General features: G+C 73.9%; 6 protein-coding genes. All 6 read left to right on the top strand.

The window, feature by feature from the left end:
* Positions 1-530: 530 nt before the first annotated feature.
* Positions 531-1,184, top strand: a complete 654-nt coding sequence (locus tag MHW47_RS18670; protein ID WP_239224712.1) for a response regulator transcription factor — start codon at positions 531-533, stop codon at positions 1,182-1,184.
* 211 nt (positions 1,185-1,395) lie between these two features.
* Complete coding sequence (locus tag MHW47_RS18665) at positions 1,396-6,969, top strand: non-ribosomal peptide synthetase (RefSeq protein ID WP_239224711.1); 5,574 nt, start codon at positions 1,396-1,398, stop codon at positions 6,967-6,969.
* On the top strand, positions 6,966-14,555 hold the full coding sequence (locus tag MHW47_RS18660) for a non-ribosomal peptide synthetase/type I polyketide synthase (protein WP_239224709.1): 7,590 nt from the start codon (positions 6,966-6,968) through the stop codon (positions 14,553-14,555). Before MHW47_RS18665 ends, MHW47_RS18660 begins: the two co-directional genes overlap by 4 nt.
* On the top strand, positions 14,555-15,751 hold the full coding sequence (locus MHW47_RS18655) for an acyl-CoA dehydrogenase family protein (protein WP_239224708.1): 1,197 nt from the start codon (positions 14,555-14,557) through the stop codon (positions 15,749-15,751). The genes MHW47_RS18660 and MHW47_RS18655 overlap by 1 nt, the downstream gene beginning before the upstream one ends.
* On the top strand, positions 15,748-16,500 hold the full coding sequence (locus MHW47_RS18650) for a thioesterase II family protein (protein ID WP_239224707.1): 753 nt from the start codon (positions 15,748-15,750) through the stop codon (positions 16,498-16,500). Before MHW47_RS18655 ends, MHW47_RS18650 begins: the two co-directional genes overlap by 4 nt.
* Positions 16,497-18,180 (top strand): condensation domain-containing protein (locus MHW47_RS18645; protein ID WP_239224706.1); only part of this gene is annotated, 1,684 nt, incomplete at its 3' end. The genes MHW47_RS18650 and MHW47_RS18645, both read left to right, overlap by 4 nt.

Genomic DNA, 18,180 nt, shown 5'->3' with positions numbered 1-18,180 from the left:
GGGGCGCGGGGGCGCGGCGCCCGGCGGGGCCGGCCGGCCGGGCGGGTGACCCCCGCGCCGGGGGCCGGAAGGGTCGATGCCGCTGCAAGGCCTGGAATGTCCGAATAAGGACGGCGGCGCTCTCGCGACGGCCCGCCGATTGACCCGATGACATGAACGGTGATTCGGTGCCGGTCGTGCCGAATTCGGAGGATCATCTTCCACAAAATGGGCCCGAAGTCGCCCCGGATGGCGCGCCGATACGGCCCGAACGGCCAGGGAAGTGCGCGATGTCATCGGAACACATGACGAATGTCATGTGTATGCATGCACCCTACAACTCCTAGCCTTACCTGGAACACCTCGACGTGATTTCATACGCGGGTTGGCCTGGAGGCACGCGCGGGCCAAGTAGTACGGAACCGAAGGGGGACCCCATGTCAGAGCCAGCGACGCAAGTCACCGGAGAGCAAAGACCTGACGTTCGGAATCAGCCAAAAAAAATTGGAGTTTTTTCCGAGAGTGAGATAGTGCGCCACGGCCTGTGGAGCATGCTGCAACTCACTCCCCACCTGCAGCCCGTGGAGCACCGCTTCTCACTGGACCTCAACCCGCTCGACCTGGCCCTGCTCAGCGAGCGGTCGGTGGACATCGTTATCGTCGACTACAACCCGGTTCGCGAAGCGGACATACGAGAGCTTATAGAAAAATGTAGCTCTTACTCGTTACCGGTCGTCATCCTCATTAATTCAGAGGAACCGGAACTGTGCGACATGGCCCTTCAGATTCCGGCGCAGGGATTCCTGGTCCCGTCCGAGCTCACGCTCCACGAACTTGCCGCAGCTCTCGGCAAAGTGGCGGACGGGACGCTGCACCTGCCGCCTGTCTTCGCGAAGCGGCTCCTGTCCCGGGCCCGGCACCAGACGGCCGCCGCGGCACCCGTTTCCTACGGGCACACCGCGCTCACGCCCCGCGAACAGCAGGCGCTCGAACTGCTCGTCGAGGGACTGGCCAACAAGCAGATCGCCCGGCAGCTGGGCATCTCGCAGCACGGTGCCAAGCGACTGGTGGCCAACGTCCTCAGCAAGCTCAACTGTCCCAACCGCACCATGGCGGTCGCCGTGGCGCTGCGTGAACACCTCGTCGACCGCCCCGGAGGGGGCGCCGGCACCCGGACGGCCATCCGCCCGCACGCACGCGCGTAACCGATCGATCGCCACCCCCGAATGCCCGGCCGACCTCCCCGTCGGCCGGGCATTCGCCGTTCCTCGCCGAAGGGCGTAGCCGAACGGCCGTTCGGCCATACCCACTTGGCGTCTCCTCCGGGTATCGCGCGCCGCCGCACCACTGGCGAGGATCCGACTCACGTGCCGCTCCGACGCGGCGTGACAGCTCTTCCCTGGAGGTGCGCCGTTCATGGCCTCTCAAAACCCGGCCCCCGGCCTCGCGTCCGAGAGTTCCCGGACTCTCGTCGACCGGGTGCGAGCTCTGGCGGAGGAGCGGCGGAACGATCCCGCCTTCCGCTTCCTGAACAGCGACGGCACCGAACAGGGCCTGCTCACCTTCGGGGAGCTGGACCGTGCCGCCCGCGCGACCGCCGCGGGGATCGTGCGCGAGACGAAGGGTGAGCGGGGCGCCCGGGTGCTGATGCTCCAGCCGCCCGGTCTCGAATACGTCACCACCTTCCTCGGCTGCCTCTACGCCGGCGCGGTCGCCGTCACCTCCTACCCCCAGGTGCTCACCCGGCACCGGCAGAGGCTCGCCGCCCTCGTCGCCGACGCGCGCCCCGCGCTGGCCGTCACCGGCGGCGAGGCCACGGCCGCCGCGGGCCGCCTGGCCGCCGCCGGGGTGGAGTTCCCCGGACTGCGCTGGCTCGACGCGGCGGAGCTCCCCGGCGACCCCGACGGAACGCGGCTCCCGGTCGTCGGCCCCGAGGACCTGGCCTTCCTGCAGTACACGTCCGGAACCACGAGTTCCCCGCGCGGGGTCATGGTGACCCACAGGAACATCACCGCCAACTCCGCCGGGCTCAGCGGGCGTCTGGGCTACAGCCCCGCGTCGCGCATGGTGAGCTGGCTGCCGCCCTACCACGACATGGGCCTCATCGGCGGCATCCTGCAGCCGCTGCACGTCGGCTTCGAGTGCGTCCTGATGGCTCCGGCGACCTTCGCCGCGGACCCGTTCCAGTGGCTCCACGCGATGTCGGCCTACCGGGGCACCTGCACCTTCGCCCCGACCTTCGCCCTCGACCTGTGCGCCGACCGCATCCCCGAGGAGCAGCGCCGCACGCTCGACCTGAGCGCCTGGGACAGCCTGGTGGTGGGCGCCGAGACCGTACGGGCCGACGCCGTCGAGCGCTTCCGCGAGAACTTCGGGGCGTACGGCGCCCGGCCCGCCCTGATCTGCGGCGGCTACGGGCTCGCCGAGTCCACGCTCGCCGTCTCCGTGGCGGCGCCCGCTTCGGAGCCCGTGTTCGTGGACGTCTCCGCCGCCGGGCTGGAGCAGCGCCGGGTCGTTCCGCCCACGGAGGCGGCGGACCGCAGCACGCTCGTCGGCTGCGGCACCAACATCGACGAACGGCAGCGCATCCGCATCGTCGACCCCGAGTCGCACCGCCCCTGCGGTCCGGAGGAGGTCGGCGAGATCTGGGTGTCGAGTCCCAGCGTGGCCTCGGGCTACTGGGGCCGCGAGGAGGCCACGGAGCAGACCTTCCGCGCCACCACGACCGAGGGCGACGGGCCCTACCTGCGCACCGGTGACCTGGGCTTCCTCCGCGACGGCACGCTGTTCGTGTGCGGCCGGATCAAGGACCTGGTCATCATCGGGGGGCGCAACCTCTACCCGCAGGACATCGAGGCGTGCGCCGGCGTCGCCCACCCGGGCATCCGGCGCAACCTCTGCGCGGCCACCGGCCTGCCGGGCGTGGACGGCGGCCCCGAGCGGCTCCTCGTCGTCGCCGAGGTCGAGCGGCACGTGGAGGACACGGAGCACCCGGAGATCGCCCGGGCCATCCGCAACGCCGTCACGGCCGGGTTCGAGGTCCAGGTCGACACGGTGGTGCTCATCAGGGCCGCCTCCATGCCCCGCACCTCCAGCGGCAAGATCCAGCGGCACGCCTGCGCCCAGGGCTTCCTGGCGGGCGAGCTGAAGGAGCGCTACCGGTGGTCGGCCGACGGCGCGAGCGCCGCGACGGGCACCACGGCGGGCACCACCGCCCCGAAGACGGCCGCACCGGCCGCCACCGGCGGGCAGGCCCCCGCGGGCGGCCAGGGCTCGCCGCTGCGCGACCTGGTGCTGGCTCTCGACCCGTCGCTGCGCGCCTCCGTCATCGAGGCGGACCTGCGCCGGCGCCTCGACGTCACGGCGACGGCCGCCGACACGGCCTCCCTCTCGCTGGCGAACCTGGGCGTCGGCTCCCTGCGCGCCTTCACGATGCACCACCAGATCGAACGGGACTACCGGGTCCGGCCGCCGCTGGACGGCCTGCTCGAGATGACCTTCCCCGAACTGGCGCAGGCCGTCGTCGACGCGCTCGCCGACACCCCCGCCCCCGGCGAACCCGACGGCGCGCTCACCCCGGCGCTCCCGGCCTCCGCCTTCACGGGCGAGGACCCGTACGCCCCGTTCCCGCTGACCGACCTGCAGCACGCCTACTTCGTCGGCCGCAGCGCCGGCTACCGCCTGGGCGGGGTCTCCACGTACTTCTACGCGGAGTTCGACGCCCCCGAGGACCTCGACCTGCCCCGGCTGCTGGCCGCGCTCGACACCGTCGTACGCCGGCACGACATGCTGCGGGCCGTCGTCACCGCGGACGGGGAGCAGCGGGTGCTGCCCCCGGAGGAGACCGGTCCGGTGCCGGTCGTCCGGCACGACCTGACGGGCCTGGGCGCTGCCGAGGCGGAGCGCCGTCTCACCTCGGTGCGCGACGCCCTCTCGCACCGGGTCCTGCCCCTGGACACCTGGCCGCTGTTCTGCCTGGAGGTGTCCGACCTCCCCGGTGGACGGCACCGGCTGCACTTCGGCCTCGACCTGCTCATCGCGGACGTGCGCAGCGCCCAGATCCTGTTCCGCGAGTGGGAGGCGTGCTACCGCGACCCGGAGGCCACCCGCCACCTGCCCGAACTCACCGTGTCCTTCCGGGACCTGGTGCTGGCGGCCGAACGCGGCAAGGAGAGCCCCCGGCGGCGCCGGGCGCAGGCGTACTGGGCGGAGCGGATCGCCACGCTCCCTCCCGCGCCCCGCCTCCCCCTGCTCCCCGTGGCCGGGGACGGACCGCACCCCTTCTCGCGGCTCTCCGGCCGGATCGGGAAGAGCGCGTGGCGCTCGATCCGCGACCTGGCCGCCGACCGGGCGCTGACCCCCTCGGCGGTGCTGCTGGCCGCGTACGCCTGCGCCCTCGGCGCGTGGAGCACGACCGGCCGCTTCTCGCTCCACGTCACGCTGTTCAACCGGCCCCAGGAGCCGGCCGGCGCGGACGCCGTCATCGGGGACTTCACGTCCGTGACCCTGCTGGAGGTGGACCTGACCCGGCACGGCGGCGAGGAGGCGTTCACCGAGCTGGCGCGGAGCATCCAGCGCCGGCTCTGGGCGGACCTGGACCACCGCGAGTACAGCGCCGTGGAGGTGCTGCGCGACCTGCGCAGGTCCGGCCGGGACGACGAGGACCTCTTCGCCGCGCCCGTCGTCTTCACCAGCGGCCGCGACAACGGCGGCGGTCCCGGTGGTGCCGGGGCGGGGGACGACGACCTGCCGGTGGGCTGGCTCGGCGAGATGGCGTACGCGGTGTCGCAGACCCCGCAGGTCCTGCTCGACCACCAGATCTTCGAGCGGGACGGGGAGGCGCTGCTCAGCTGGGACGTGGTCCGGGACATGCTGCCGCCGGGCGTGCCCGAGGACATGTTCGACGCGTATGTGCGGCTGCTCGGCTCGCTGGCCGACCCCGCCGCCTGGGACCGCCCGGCCCGGCCCGTCCCGGCCGCGCACACCGCGCTCGTGGAGCGGGTCAACGACACGGCAGGACCGTTGCCCGGGGGCCCGCTGCACGGCCCGCTGCTGGAGCGGGCCGCGCGTGACCCGGAGGCCGTCGCCGTGGTCTCCGGAGAACGCCGGCTGACCTACGGGGAGCTGGTCGGCCACGCCCGGCGCGTCGCCGCCGAGCTGGTGGACGGCGCCGGGGACCGGGACGGTGCCCCGGGCGAGCGGCTGATCGGCATCGCCATGGAGAAGTCCGCGGAGCAGGTGGTGGCCGCGCTCGCCGTGCTCATGGCCGGCGCCGCCTACCTGCCGCTCGACCCCGGACTCCCGCCGGAGCGCCGGGACTTCCTCGCCGCCCACGGCGGCCTGGACACGGTGCTGGTGCGGCCGGGCCGACCGGAGCACACGCCGGACGGCCTGCGGGCGGTCCCGGTGGACCTCGACCGGCCGTACGCCGGGCACGACGGCGACGCCCTCGCCGGCGGGCCGGGCGATCCCGGCGACCTGGCGTACGTCATCTTCACCTCCGGCTCCACCGGGGTGCCCAAGGGCGTGGCCGTCTCCCACCGGGCCGCGCTGAACACCTGCGCCGACATCAACGAGCGCTTCGGCGTGACGGCGGCGGACCGGGTGCTCGGGCTGTCCTCGCTCAGCTTCGACCTCTCCGTCTGGGACGTCTTCGGCGTGCTCGGGGCGGGCGGCACGCTGGTGCTCCCCGAACCCGCCGCCCGCCGCGACCCCGCCCGCTGGCAGCAGCTGCTGACGGAGCACCGGGTCACCCTGTGGAACTCGGTGCCGGCGCTGATGCAGATGTACGTGGAGCACCTCGCCGGCACCACCGGCGCCCCGGCCGGACCTGACGGCCCGGATGCCGGACCGCTGCGGCTCGCGCTGCTCAGCGGCGACTGGATACCGCTCGACCTGCCGGGGACGCTGTGCGCCCGGTTCCCCGGGATCGAGGTCGTGAGCCTCGGCGGCGCCACGGAGGCGGCGATCTGGTCGGTCGCCCACCCGGTGGGCGAGAAGCCGGAACCGGGCTGGGACTCCGTCCCGTACGGCACCGCCCTGCGCAACCAGTCCGTGCAGGTGCTCAACGACCGGATGCTGCCCTGCCCGCCCTGGGTGACCGGGGAGATCTACCTGGGCGGCGCCGGGCTGGCCGAGTGCTACTGGCGCGACCCGGACCGGACCGCGGCGGCCTTCGTGACCGACCCGCGCACCGGACGGCGGCTGTACCGCACGGGTGACCTCGGGCGGTGGCGCCCCGAGGGCGTGGTGGAGTTCCTGGGCCGGCAGGACGGCCAGGTGAAGGTCGGCGGGTACCGCATCGAGCTGGGCGAGGTCGAGGCGCTCCTGAGCCGGCACGAGGACGTGGAGACCGCGGTCGCCGCGGCCCCGGGCGACCGGCGGGGACGGACCCTGGTGGCCTGCCTCCTGCCCACCCCGGCGGCCCGCAGGACCCACTCGGCGGAGGCGCTCACCGAGCGGGTGCGCCGGTACGCCCGCGCCCACCTGCCCGCGTACATGGTCCCCTCCGCGCTCGGCGTCGTGGACCGGCTGCCGCTGACCGCCAACGGCAAGGTGGACCGGGCGGCCGTCGCCGGGCTCGCCACGGCCGGGGACACCGCCGGCGAACGGCGCGCCCGCGCGTCGCTCGGCGAACTCCCCGCCCGCATCCTCCGGGTCACCGAGGAGGCCACCGGCCTCACCGGGCTCGACCCCTCGGCCGGGTTCTTCGAACAGGGCATCGACTCGATCCGGATCGTGCGCATCCACCGGTTGCTCCGCGCCGAACTGGACCGCGACTTCCCGCTGACGCTCATGTTCGAGCACCCCGGCATCCTCGCCCTCGCCACCGCGCTCGGCTCCCCCGCCGCACGGGGCGACCGGGCCACCGTCCCATCGGAAACGGACGACCCGCTCGAGCGTGCGAGGGCTTCGGCCCGGCGCAAGCGAGGCGGTCGCCGGGGCCCGCGCCCCGCCGTTTCGACCACTGAACAGGAGCAGTCGACATGAGCACCGCGCAACACGGCGCAGAGATGGGCACGGAAGTGGACGAGAGCAGGGACATCGCCGTCATCGGTCTGGCCGGGCGTTTTCCGGGCGCCCCCGACCTGGCGGCCTTCTGGGCCAACCTGCGCGGCGGCGTCGAGTCGATCACCCGCTTCGACGAGGAGGAACTGCGCGCGGCGGGAGTGTCCGAGGAACTCCTCAAGGACCCCGCCCACGTGCCGGCCTGGGGCGTCCTGGACGACGTCGACCTCTTCGACGCACGCCACTTCGGCTACAGCGCCCGCGAGGCGGCGCTCATGGACCCGCAGCACCGGCTGTTCCTGGAGTGCGCCTGGCACGCCCTGGAGGACGCCGGCCACGCCCCCGCCCGCTTCGACGGGCAGATCGGGGTCTACGCGGGCTCCAGCATGTCCACGTACCTCATCGAGCAGCTCCTGGCGGGCCGCGGCCTGGGCGTCTCGGCCGACGGCCTGGAGATGCTGATCGCCAACGACAAGGACTACCTGGCCAGCCGGGTCAGCTACAAGCTCGGCCTCGACGGTCCCGCGGTGTGCGTGCAGAGCGCCTGCTCGACCTCGCTGCTGGCCGTGCACCTGGCCTGCCAGGCCCTGCTGGACTACGACTGCGACATGGCGCTGGCCGGGGGCGCCACCGTACGGCTCCCCCAGCGCACCGGCTACCTGCACCAGGAGGGGATGATCCTCTCCGACGACGGCCACTGCCGCCCCTTCGACGCCAAGGCGTCGGGCACGGTCAGCGGCAGTGGCGCCGGTCTCGTGGTGCTGCGCCGACTCTCCGACGCGCTCGCCGACGGGGACCGGATCGACGCCGTGATCCGCGGCAGCGCCGTCAACAACGACGGCTCCCAGAAGGTCGGTTACACCGCGCCCGGGGTCACCGGACAGGCCCGGGTCATCGCCGCCGCCCTCGCGGCGGCCGACGTGGAACCGGAGTCCATCAGCGCGATCGAGGCGCACGGGACCGGGACACGGCTCGGCGACCCGATCGAGATCGCCGCGCTCACCCGCGTGTTCGGCGGCCTCACGCCGGGCTCCTGCGCCATCAGCTCCGTCAAGTCCAACATCGGCCACCTGGACAGCGCCGCCGGCATCGCCTCGCTCATCAAGGCGGTGCTTCAGGTGCGCCACGGCGAACTCGTGCCGAACGTGAACTACGCCGATCCCAACCCGGAGATCGACTTCGAGAACGGCCCCTTCCGGGTCGTCACCGAGACCACGCCGTGGAAGCCGGAGTGCGGCATCCGCCGGATGGGCGTCAGCTCCTTCGGCTTCGGCGGGACCAACGTCCACCTGGTGCTCGAGGAGCCCTCCCCGCAGCCCCTCACCGGGGCCGAGGACGACCTGACGGACCGTCCGCAGCTGCTCCCGGTCTCCGGCAGCAGCGCGGAGGCGACCCGGGAACTGGCCGGCGCGGTGGCCTCCGCGCTGCGCGAGACCCCCGGCGCGCCGCTCGTCACCACCGCGCGCACCCTGCACGAGGGCCGCACCCACCTGAAGTCCCGGATCTTCGCCGTGGCCGCCGACGCCGAGGGCGCGGCCCGCGGCCTGGACGCCGCCGCCGACGCGCTCGACCCGCGCACCCAGGCCGCCGCGCAGCCGTACACCGCCTGGCTCTTCCCCGGCCAGGGCAGCCAGTACCTGCGGATGGCCGGCCGGGTGTACCGGACGGCGCCGGAGTTCCGGGCCGTGTTCGACCGCTGCGCCGGACTGCTCAGCGCCCCCCTCGGGGCCGACCTGCGCGACCTCGTCCTCGGCCCGGAGACGGGCGACGCGGAGGCCGCCGCGCGCCTGGCCCGGACCGACATCGCCCAGCCGGCGCTGTTCACGGTGGAGTACGCGCTCGCCGAGCAGCTGAAGGCCTGGGGCCTGGAACCGGACGCCATGCTCGGGCACAGCGTGGGCGAGTTCACCGCCGCCACCCTGGCCGGGGTCTTCGACCTGCCGGACGCGCTGCGCCTGGTCGCCGCCCGCGGCCGCCTCATGCAGGCGCTGCCCGCAGGCTCCATGCTCTCCGTCGGGCTCTCCGCCGACGAGGTCCGCGAGCTGCTCGACGGCCGGAGCGGGCTGGACCTCGCCGCCGTCAACGGGCCCGGCGTGAGCGTCGTCTCGGGGCCCGCCGACGCCGTCGCCGAACTGGCCGCCGTCCTGGAGGACAAGGGCATCGGCCACCGCCTCCTGCACACGTCGCACGCCTTCCACTCCGCGATGATGGAACCCGCGCTGGAGTCGTTCGCCGCGGAGGTGGCGGCGGTGGGGCCGCAGCGGCCCGGGCAGCGGTACGTCTCCTGCCTGACCGGCGACTGGATCACGCCCGAAGAGGCGACCGACCCCTGGTACTGGGCGCGGCAGCTGCGCGGCACGGTGGACTTCGCCGGGTCCGCGGGCCTCCTGCTGGAGGACGGGTGCTCCGTGTTCACCGAGGTCGGGCCGGGCAACACGCTGACCAAGCTCGTCCGCACCCTGCCCGGGGCCCGCGCCTCGGCGGTCGTACCGCTGCTGCCGGCCGCCCCTTCCACCGCCTCGGCCGGGGAGGCCGAGACCGACGACATGGCGCACCTGCTCACCGGGGTGGGCATGCTCTGGCAGGCCGGTGCGGAACCGGACTGGGCGGCGCTGCGCGGCGAGCCCGACGCCGGTCCGCGCCCGCGCGCCACCCTGCCCGGCTACCCGTTCACGCGCCGCCGCTACTGGGTGGACCGCCCCGACGGCGCCGCCGTCGCACCGGCCGTCCAGTCGCCCGTCCTGGAGCAGGCCGAGCCCGACACGGACGGCATCGCGGGCGTCGCGGACGTCACGGACGAGCGGCCGCCCAACCTCTCCGCGCCGTACCGGGCCCCCGGCACGGCGTCCGAGGAGGGGATCGTCGCCATCTGGGAGCAGCTGCTGGGCGTCCGCCCGGTCGGTGTGGACGACAACTTCGTGGAGCTCGGCGGCCACTCGCTGCTCGCCACCAAGGTCGTCGCCGCCGCCAAGCGCGCGCTGGGCGTGGAGATCCCGCTGCGCCGGCTGGTGAACGCCCCGACGCCCGCGGACGTCGCGGCGATCGTGGACGAGCTGGCCTCGGCGGACCGGCAGGCGCAGGCGTCCGACGAGTTCCCGGTGGCCGTGGCCGACCCGGCCGGCCGGTACGAGCCGTTCCCGCTCAGCGAGATCCAGCAGGCGCAGTGGGTGGGCCGGCTGAGCAGCTTCAGCCTCGGCAACGTCGCCGCCCACATGTACTGGGAGGTGGAGAGCGGGGACCTGGACCTGCCACGGCTGGAAGCCGCGTGGAACCGGCTGATGGACCGGCACCTGATGCTGCGGGCGGTCATCACGCCGGACGGGCAGCAGCGGGTCCTGGAGGACACCGGCCCCTACCACCTGGCGGTCACGGACCTGCGCGAGACCGGCGAGGAGGAGCGCGCCGCCCATCTGGCCGAGCTGCGCGAGCGCCTCTCGCACGAGATCCGCCCCGCCGACCAGTGGCCGCTCTTCGACATCACCGCGGTGCTGCTGCCCGGCGGACGCACCCGGCTGTTCCTGAGCTTCGAGCTGATGATGGCCGACATGGGCAGCGTGCGCATCCTGCTGCGCGACTGGCACGCGCTCTACCGCGACCCGGCCGCCGAACTGCCCGAACTGGGCATCTCGTTCCGCGACTACCGCCTCGCCGCCGCCCGGGTGAAGGACACCGCGCCCTACGAGCGCTCGCTGGCGTACTGGCGCGAGCGGGTGGCCGAGCTGCCGCCCGCGCCCGACCTGCCGCTCGCGGTCTCGCCCGAGGAGATCACCGAGCCGAAGTTCGTGCCCCGCACCAGCGTCATCCCCGACGCCGTGTGGAGCACCGTGAAGGCGCGGGCCGCCGTGCACGGGCTGACGCCCTCGACGGTGCTGCTGGCCGCGTACGCCTGCGCGCTCGGCCGGTGGACCCGCACCGGGGCCTTCACCCTCAACGTCACCAGCAACGTCCGGCTGCCCGTGCACGAGGACGTCGAGCAGCTGGTCGGCGGCTTCTCCTCCTTCGGGCTGCTCCCCGTCGACCTGCGCCGCAGCGAGTCGGTGCTCGACGTGGCCAAGGCGCTGCAGGAGCAGAGCTGGCAGGACCTGGAGTACCGCTACCTCAACGGCGTGGACGTGCTGCGCGAGCTGGCCCGGGTCACCGGCGACGTGAACGGCGCGGTGATGCCGGCGGTGTTCACCAGCACCCTGGTCAACGAGCAGGAGCACGAGCAGGAGTCGATGGTCGACTGGCTGGGCGAACTCCAGCACGAGATCATCCAGACGCCGCAGGTGTGGCTGGACGCCGCCGCGCTCGAAGTGGCCAGCGGACTGTGCGTCAGCTTCCCGGCCGTGGACGCGCTCTTCCCGGACGGCATGGTCGACGAGCTGTTCGACGCCTACTGCCGCCTGCTGCACGCCCTCGGCGACGAGACCGACGCCGCCTGGCTCCGCAGGCCCGACCTGCTCCCCGAGGAGCACGCGGCGCTGAGCGCCCGGGTCAACGACACCGCCGGAACGGTGCCGGAGGGCCTGCTGTTCTCCGGGATCGCCGAGTGGGCGGCCCGGGAGCCGGAGCGGACCGCCGTCGTCGGCACGGACCGTACGCTCACCTACGGCGAACTGTACGAACGGGCCTGCTCGCTGGCGCGCCGGCTGCGCGAACTCGGCACCGGGCCGGGCCAGCTGGTCGGCATCGCGCTGGAGAAGTCCGCCGAACAGGTGGTCGCCGCGCTCGGCGTCCTGCTCTCCGGCGGGGCGTACCTTCCGCTGGACGTGGACGCGCCCGAGGAGCGCCGGAACCACCTGCTCACCCACGGCCGCTGCCGCACCGTGGTCACGACCCCGGGGGCCATGGACGCCGACTGGCCGAAGGACGTCCGGCCGGTGGCCGTGGACCTCGGCGACCCGGACGCCCGCGCCCCGCGCCCGCCGGAGTGGGTGGGCACCCCCGACGACCTGGCGTACGTGATCTTCACCTCCGGCTCGACCGGACAGCCCAAGGGCGTGATGATCTCGCACCGGGCGGCGCTGAACACCTGCGTCGACGTCAACGAGCGTTTCGGCATCGGCCCGGACGACCGGGTGCTGGGGCTCTCCTCGCTCAGCTTCGACCTCTCGGTCTGGGACATCTTCGGCGCGCTCGGCGCGGGCGGCTCGGTGGTCCTGCCGCCGCACGGCGCCAACCGCGACCCGGGCAGCTGGCCCGCGCTGATCCGGGAACACGGCATCACCGTCTGGAACTCGGTGCCCGCGCTGATGCGCATGCTCACGGAGTACCTGGCCGGGCCCGGCGCCGGCCTGGACGACGGGCCGCTCGGCCTGCGGGTCGCGCTGCTCAGCGGTGACTGGATTCCGGTGGAACTCCCGGACCGGATAAGGGCGGTGGCGCCCGGCTGCTCGGTGATCAGCCTGGGCGGCGCCACCGAGGCCGGCATCTGGTCGGTGTTCTACGAGGTCACCGAGACCGACCCGGAGTGGGACTCCGTCCCGTACGGCACCCCGCTGCGCAACCAGACGCTGCACGTGCTCAACGACCGCCTGGAGCCCTGCCCGGTCTGGGTGCCCGGTGACCTCTACATCGGGGGCACCGGCCTGGCCGACGGCTACTGGCGCGACGAGGAACGCACCGCTGCGTCCTTCCCCACCCACCCGGTCACCGGCCGGCGCCTCTACCGCACGGGTGACCTCGCCCGGCTGCTGCCGGACGGGAACCTGGAGTTCCTCGGCCGTGAGGACTTCCAGGTCAAGGTGGGCGGCTACCGCATCGAACTCGGCGAGATCGAGGCGGCGCTGGCGAGCCACCCGGCCGTGGAGACGGCGGTGGCCGCGACGGTCGGCGACCGGCACAACCGGCGCCTGGTGGCGGCCGTGGTGCCCGCCGGCGGCCCGGGCGCCGCGGACCGGCCCGGCGACGACGAGCTGGCCGCGGCCGTCCGCGAGCACGCGGCGGCGAAGCTGCCCGGCTACATGGTCCCGGCCCGCGTCATCGTCACCGACGCGATCCCGCTGAGCGCCAACGGCAAGGTCGACCGGACCGCCCTGGAGTCCATGGGCGCGGCCGGCGCACCGGCGGCGGCGCCCGTCGCGGCGGCGGACAGTCCGACGGTCCGGCTGCTGTGCTCCCTCGCGGAGTCCGTGATCGGCCTCGAACCCGGCAGCATCGACCCGCACCAGAGCTTCTTCGAGCTGGGTGGCGACTCGATCGCCGGGGTGCGGACGGCCGCCAAGGCCCAGGAGGCCGGCCTGGCCCTGTCCCTGCAGGACCTCTTCCAGGCCCAGTCGGTCGCCGAGCTGGCCGCGCTGATCGACGCGCGGGACGACGTGGTGCACACCGGTGACTGGAGCACGGTCGCCCTGTCCCCCGGGCAGCGCGCGCTGCTGTCGGAGGCCGGGGGCGCCCACGAGGTCCGTACGTACGTGCCGGCCTCCCTGGAGCCGGAGACCGTGCAGGCCGCCATGGAGGCCGTCAGCGCACGGCACGACGCGCTGCGGCTGCGGCTGGCCCCGGACCGCGGTTCCGCCCTGCTGGGCACCCCGGCCCCGGAGGACCTGTACGTGCCGCTGGTCGAGCTGGGCGGGCTGCGGCCGCACCGCCGGGAGCTGGCGCTGCGGGAGATGACCCGGCAGATGCGGGACGAGCTGGACCCGGTGGCGGGGCCGCTGTTCAAGCTGACGCTCTTCGGCCTCGGCGAGGGCGACCGGCTGCTGGTCTGGCTGGTGCACGAACTCGTCGCGGACGCCCGGTCGTGCGACCAGCTGGCCGCGGAGCTGGAGGCGGCCCTGGACCGTCTGGCGCGCGGTGCCGACGCGGAACTCCCGCTGCCGCCCGCGGAGCCCTACGCCCGGTGGGCGAACAGCATGCCGGCGAGCCTGGCGACCGTCGAGCTGCCCCCGGCCCTCCCGGGCGGGGACGCGGAGGCGGAGACCGCGTCGCGGGTGCTGACGGAGGAGGAGACGGCCGCGCTGCTGGACGGCACGCACGGCCGGCACCGCATGACGGCGGAGGAGGCGTTCCTCGCCGCGGTCCTCGCCGCCGCGGACGCGCCGCCCGTCGCCGACCTGGAGACGGACGGACGGCGGCTGACCGCCCGGGGCCACGACGTGGCGGCCACGGTCGGCCAGTTCGACACCGTGCTGCCGGGCATCCGGCCCGAGCGGCCCGAGCCGGGGGCGGCCGCGCTGCTGCCCGCGGTCAAGCAGGCGGTACGGGCGGCCGAGGAGGTCTTCGCCGAGCGCATGGCCATCGGCTGCGACCAGCCGCCGGCCCCCGCGTCGACGGTGCTGGTCCGCTGGCTCGGCACGCTGCACGGCTCCACTCCCCGGCTGCTCGGCGGAGCGCGGAGCGGATATCCCGCCGTCGTCACCGGCGCGCTGGTGGACGGCCGGCTGGAGCTGCACCTCACCGTGCACGGCGGCGGGGGCGCGGAGCGCGCCGCCGACGCCCTGGTCGCCGCAATCCGCGACCTCGCGGCGACCTGCGCGCCCGAGGCCGGCTCCGGGGACATCACGCCCGACGACTTCCCGCTCTCCGGTCTGGACAGCGGCGAGCTGGACCACCTGCTGCACATTCTCGCTGGAGAGGACTCCTGATGACCCCGGCCACCCGATGGGCGGACGACCAGCCGCCGCTGACCGAACTGACCGAGGCCCAAGCAGGCTGGCGCGAGGAGGTACGCGCCTTCGCCGCCCGTGAGGTGGCGCCGCTCGTCCGCGCCATGGACGAGCGGGCCCGCATCGACGCCGGGCTGCTGGACAAGCTCTTCGACGCCGACCTGATGGCCGTCGAGGTCCCGGCCGGCTACGGCGGGCGCGGCGGCACCCTCCTCGACACGATCCTGGCCATCGAGGCCCTCGCCGAGGTCGATCCGGCGGTGGCGGTCCTGGTCGACGTACAGAACGCGCTCGTCGTCTCCGCGCTTCTGCGGCACGGCAGCGGCGAGCAGAAGCGGCGCTTCCTGCCCCGGCTGGCGTCCGGCGCGGTCGGCGCGTACGCCATCTCGGAGACCGACGCGGGCAGCGACGCCTTCGCGATGCGCACCTCGGCGGTGCCGGACGAGGGCGGTTACGTCCTCACCGGCCGCAAGGCGTTCACGACCAGCGCCGCCGAGGCGTCCGTGTTCCTCGTCTTCGCCCGTACGACGGCGGGGTCCGGCACCGAACCGGACCCGGGCAGCCGGTCGTTCACCGCCTTCCTGGTCGAACGCGACCGGCCCGGGGTCCGGGTCGGCGACCCCGTCGCCAAGCTCGGCATCCGGGCCAGCTCCACCTGCGACGTGGAGTTCGACGGGGTGCGGATCGGGCCGGAGAACGTCCTCGGCGAGGTCGGTGACGGCACGTCACTGGCCGTCGAGACCCTCAACATCGGCAAGCTGGGCATCGCCGCCCAGCAGGTCGGGCTCGCCCAGGGCGCGCTGGAGGCCGCGGTCGGGTACGCGCGCAAGCGCCGGCAGTTCGGCGAGCCCGTGATGAACTTCCAGGGGGTCGCCTTTCCGCTCGCCTCGCTCGCGACGCAGCTGGAGGCCGCCAGGCTGCTGGTCTACAACGGCGTCCGCATGGTGCGGCACCCGGACGCCGCCGAGCGGCTCCGCGCCTGCGCGATGGCGAAGCAGTTCGCGGCGGAGGTCGCCGAACGCACCGCCTCGCACGCGGTGGAGACCCTCGGCGGGGTCGGCTTCACCACGGACGGGACGGTGGAGAAGTTCTACCGGGACGCCAAGATCGGCAGCATCTACGAGGGCACGACCAACATGCAGTTCCGCACGATCTCGTCGGTGATGTTCCGATGAGACCCCTGCGGCTGTTCTGCCTCCCGTACGCGGGCGGCTCCGCCCAGATCTACGCCCACTGGCAGTCCCTGCTGCCCCCGGACATCGAGATCCACCCGGTGGAGCTCCCCGGCCGCGGCAGCCGCTTCCACGAGGCCCCCGAGGGCGACGTCGAGCGGCTGGCGGACGGGCTCTCCCGCGCGCTCGCCGCGGAGCTCGTCGCCACGGGCGGCGGCCCCTACGCGCTGCTGGGCTACAGCTACGGCTCCATCCTCGCCTTCGAGATCGCCCGCCGGCTGGAGCACCTGCACGGCCTGCCGCCGGACCACCTGATGGTGGCCGCGATCCGGGCGCCCGTCTGGCCGGGGCCGCTCAAGCCGGTGGCCCGCCTCGACGACGAGGGGCTCCGCGCCCGGCTGGCCGCGCTCGGCGGCACCCCGCCCGAACTGCTCGCCGACGAGGCCTTCATGGAGCTGATGATGCCCGTGCTGCGGGCCGACTTCGGCATCGCGGACAGCTATCTGCTGCGCACCGGCCCGATCGTCTCCTGCCCGCTGACCGTGTTCGGCGGCACCGAGGACCACGGCGTCAGCAAGGAGGCGCTCCAGGCCTGGGAGGAGTGCGGCACCGGGCCGTTCGCCCTGCACTACCTCCCCGGCGGCCACTTCTTCCTGCGGTCGGCCGAACGGCAGCTGCTCGAGACCATTTGCCGCTCCCTGGGCCTCGCCATGGCGGGCTCGGGCGAAGCGAGAAGACAGGACCACTCATGACCCGTCAAGCGAACCTGGAAGACATCTACGAACTCGCGCCGATGCAGCGCGGCATGCTCTTCCACTCCCTGCTCTCCCCCGACGACGGCACCTACGTGGAACAGTGCGCCGTCACGCTGAACGGCCCCGTGGACCACGCCGCCTTCTGGCGTGCCTGGGAACTCGTGGTGGCGCGCCACCCGGCGCTGCGCTCCGCCTTCCACTGGGAGAAGCTGGCCGCCCCGGTGCAGACCGTGCACCGCTCCGCCCCCCTCGCCCGCGAGGAGGAGGACTGGCGGTCGCTCGGCGCGGAGGAACAGACCAAGCGGCTGGACGACCTGCTGAGCACCGAGCGGCGGGAGGGCTTCCGGCTGCAGGCGCCGCCCCTGCTGCGCATCACGCTGATCCGCACCGGGGACGAGTCGTACCGGATCGCGCTGCGGCTGTGCCACCTCGTGGTGGACGGCTGGTCGATCGGCATCATGTTCTCGGAGTTCGTCGAGGCCTACCGGGCCCACTGCCGGGGCCGGGAGCCGATGCTCGCCCCGCCCGGCCGCTTCCGGGACTACATCGCCTGGTGGAAGGACCGGGACACCTCCGCGTCCGCCGCCTTCTGGCAGAACCACCTCGACGGGTACCGGCCGCATCCGCCGCTGTTCCTGGAGACCGGCCCCGGGGAGCCGGGGGAACCGCGGGAGCAGCCGCAGGACCTGCCGCACGACTGGGAGCAGATCTCGCTCGCCGGCCTCGCGCCCGAGCTGCGCACGTTCGCCCGCAACAAGCGGGTGACCCTGCACACCGTGTTCCAGGCCGCCTGGGCGGTGGTGCTCTCCCGCGCCACCGGCCTCGACGACCTGGTCCTGGGCACCACGTTCGCGCACCGGCCCGCCGAGGTGCCCGGGGTGGAGCGGGCCGTGGGCTGCATGCTGGCCACGGCGCCGATCCGCACCCGGATCTCCCCCGCGACCTCGGTGGACGAGCTGCTGCGCGGCGTCCACGAGATGATCGTCGCCGCCCGCGACCACCTGGGCATCTCGCTCACCGGCATCCAGGAGGCGCTGCCCGACACCCGGGGACAGCAGCTCTTCGAGAGCCTGGTCGAGTTCCAGAACATGCCGCTCCCGGAGATCGACCTCCGCGACGAGAAGCTGGAACTGGTCGACGTCCACATGGACACCCGGGCGCACGTCCCGCTGACCCTGCTCGTCCTGCCCTTCGACGACCTGCCGGTCCGGCTCGTGCACGACCGCCGCCGGGTCGGCACCGACGCCGCCCACCGGCTGCTCGACGCCATGCGCCGCACCCTGCACTCCCTCGTCTCCGGCGAGCGGCTGGTCGCGGACCTGGACGCCGACGCGGCGGTACGCACCCACGTCCCCGCCCCGGGCGGCGGACCGGCGCTCTCCTCCGCGTCGCGGGGCTCGGCGGCCACCGAGGCCGCGATCTCGGCCCTGATGCGGGAGATGCTCCAGATCCCGGCCATCGACCCGGAGGACGACCTGATGGCGCTGGGCATGCACTCGCTGCTCGGCACCCGGGTCGTCAACCGGATCGCCGACGAGCACGGCGTCACCGTGCCGCTGGGAGAACTGTTCGCCGAGCCCACCGTCGGCCGGCTCGCCGCGCTGATCGACGGCGCCGCCGCCGGAACGGCCGACGGCACGGGCGGCGCGCCCGCTCCGGTGGCCGCGGCGCCCGCGG

This window comes from Streptomyces sp. OfavH-34-F (genome assembly GCF_022347745.1).
In the GTDB taxonomy this organism is placed as follows: domain Bacteria; phylum Actinomycetota; class Actinomycetes; order Streptomycetales; family Streptomycetaceae; genus Streptomyces.
Note: the sequence above shows the minus strand (reverse complement) of the source record. Positions and strands in the feature narration are given on the sequence as shown.

Bases quoted from the DNA above. Each gene is read 5' to 3' on its own strand.
- MHW47_RS18670 (WP_239224712.1), top strand. From the start codon at position 531: ATGCTGCAACTCACTCCCCACCTGCAGCCCGTGGAGCACCGCTTCTCA.
- MHW47_RS18665 (WP_239224711.1), top strand. From the start codon at position 1,396: ATGGCCTCTCAAAACCCGGCCCCCGGCCTCGCGTCCGAGAGTTCCCGG.
- MHW47_RS18660 (WP_239224709.1), top strand. From the start codon at position 6,966: ATGAGCACCGCGCAACACGGCGCAGAGATGGGCACGGAAGTGGACGAG.
- MHW47_RS18655 (WP_239224708.1), top strand. From the start codon at position 14,555: ATGACCCCGGCCACCCGATGGGCGGACGACCAGCCGCCGCTGACCGAA.
- MHW47_RS18650 (WP_239224707.1), top strand. From the start codon at position 15,748: ATGAGACCCCTGCGGCTGTTCTGCCTCCCGTACGCGGGCGGCTCCGCC.